The organism is Dysgonomonas mossii (assembly GCF_004569505.1).
Taxonomy (GTDB): Bacteria; Bacteroidota; Bacteroidia; order Bacteroidales; family Dysgonomonadaceae; genus Dysgonomonas.
The window spans coordinates 1-918 of record NZ_SPPK01000018.1 but is presented as its reverse complement, the minus strand read 5'-3'; the positions used below and the strand labels follow the sequence as shown (position 1 = coordinate 918).

1 protein-coding gene is annotated in these 918 nt (G+C 31.8%); it reads left to right on the top strand.

Going from position 1 to position 918, the window contains the following annotated elements:
* The coding region (locus E4T88_RS17200) for an IS256 family transposase (RefSeq protein WP_135107541.1) at positions 1–908 on the top strand (908 nt) is incomplete at its 5' end.
* Between the last annotated feature and the right edge of the window lie 10 nt (positions 909–918).

Here is a 918-nt window from a genome sequence, read left to right as displayed (position 1 = left end):
AATTTACAACTGAAGTTTTTGATCAATATTCTCGCTCTGATCAATCACTGATTTTAGCGATGATAGAAGCTTATATTAATGGCGTTTCAACTAGAAACATCACGAAAATTGTAGAGGCTCTGGCAGGTAAATCTGTTTCGAAATCTACGATTTCAGAAGTTATGAAAAATATTGACCCCGATATTCAAAAGTGGTCGAGTAGACCTATTACTAGTCATCAGTACAGATATGTATTTGTTGATGCCATGCATATTAAAGTTAGAGAGAATAATAAAATAGTTTCTAAAGGCGTTTATATAGCTATGGGAGTAAATGAACTTAAAAGACGTGAAATTATTGGTTTTAAAATTTCTAATCAAGAATCTGAACAGGCTTGGTCTGAGTTCTTTGAAGATTTAAGAATGCGTGGCCTCACAACTCCTGAGCTCATTATTTCTGATGCACATTCTGGTCTTATTAAGTCTATTAAATCACAATTTATAGATTCAACTTGGCAACGTTGTACATTTCATCTTCTTAAAAACATCATTGAAAGATTCCCAAAAAAGAATTCACAAGAGGCAAGAACATTACTTAAATCTATTTTTCAAGCTCCTACATATCAACATGCGCTTGAAAGTAAAAATGAATTTGTAACTAAGTATGAAAATAATCCTAAGTATTCAGAAGCTTTAAATATATTAGATCAGGGCTTCGAAGATGCCACACAGTTTTATAGATTTCCAGCACAACACCATAAGAATATACGAACTACTAACTCTATTGAAAATATAAATATGCAGCTTAGAAAAAGAGAGAAAGTCATTAAGACTTTCCCTAACCTAGACTCAGCTTTTAGATTAATTGGTGCATTACTCATGGATATTCAAGAAAATCTAGATAATGCTAAAAGACCTTTTATTCCTTAAACTTACTACT